The sequence below is a fragment of the Mesorhizobium sp. M4A.F.Ca.ET.090.04.2.1 genome (assembly GCF_003999085.1).
In the GTDB taxonomy this organism is placed as follows: Bacteria; Pseudomonadota; Alphaproteobacteria; order Rhizobiales; family Rhizobiaceae; genus Mesorhizobium.
This window is the reverse complement of the sequence record NZ_RZOT01000888.1, coordinates 1-1,170: the sequence shown is the minus strand read 5'-3', so window position 1 is coordinate 1,170 and position 1,170 is coordinate 1. Positions and strand designations below refer to the sequence as shown.

The following is a 1,170-nucleotide window of genomic DNA, read 5'->3' as shown; positions in this document are numbered from 1 at the left end:
GCCCGATCGGGATGCTGCAGGTCGCCCTGTCAGGTTGCGCGACGATGCGGTCATCGAGGTTGAAGGCTATGCCTCTGTGGTCGATCAGGAGTACGTTGGAAATCAGGCCGCCACGCGTCACCAGCGTTCCGCCGATCGGCGAGCCGTTCGGCACCAATGTCCGATCGAGGACGAGCCGCGGCTTGTCGGCGCCGGTGCGGCCGAGAAGATGCAGAAAATTGGTGACCTCGCATTGGGCGGGCTCAATGAGGCGCACGCTGATATCCGGCTCGACCTGGAACCGCGCCTGGAAGTCGGACATCATGCGCTCGAACGGTTGGACCGCAGTGCCAAATCCCTCGATAGCGACGGCGTTGTCGGTTGCCGATGTCATGGTGGCGTAGAAACAGTCACCGCCGCTGAAGTCGCTCACCCAGGAAGCGCGCTGCGCGGTCTCGTTGGCGGGAGCCGCCGGCGGAACCTGGGGCTTGGGCACATTCAAGACAACGGTCTCATTCGGCTGCTTGGCTGCGGGCGGCTCAGGCTGCGGGCTTGTCGTGGTCGCCGCTTCCGGCGGAGTGGTCGCGCCGTCGGGAGCCTTGTCGGCCGCCTTCGGCTTGGCCGGTTCGTTGGCCGGTTGCTGGGCCTTCGGCATCTCCGCGACATCCGGCTTGACCGGCGCCGGCGCCTTTTCTACCGGCGGCGAGACCGGAGTGATCGCTTCCGGCGGCGAAGCAGGGGCGATTTTGGGGAGTGGCGCCGCCGTCTGCTGGCTGTCGCTTGGCTGCGGCGCCGCCGGAGCCTTTTCGGCGGGCGCTTGCGCCTCGACCGTCGGGGGCTTTGGTCCCTCCTGGACCGGCGGGACGGGTTCGGCCGGCCGCGCCGGCGCCGGCTTCTGTCCGGTCCCGGCTTCCGCCTGTTTTTCGGCCGGCGCGGCGGCGGGCAGCACTGGCTTTTCAGCCGGAGCCTGGCCTGCCTCTGTGCGTGGTGTTTGGGACGGCTCCGTTGCCGGTTCGTTGCCGGGCGCCCTGGCAGCGCTCTCAGCCGGTGTCGGCTCCGGTGTTTTCGAGGGAGAAAGCGTCGTCTTGCCGGCTGGCGGCGCGGCAGGCGTCAGGATGCCGCTGAAATAGATACCAGCTGCCGACACCACAGCCAGCGCCGCCACGGCGGCGATGGCGATGGAGCCGGTCC

General features: G+C 68.5%; 1 pseudogene. It reads right to left on the bottom strand.

The annotated features are described in order from the left end of the window. Window positions 1–1,170: pseudogene (locus EN781_RS34645) on the bottom strand (serine/threonine protein kinase); the annotation flags it as partial.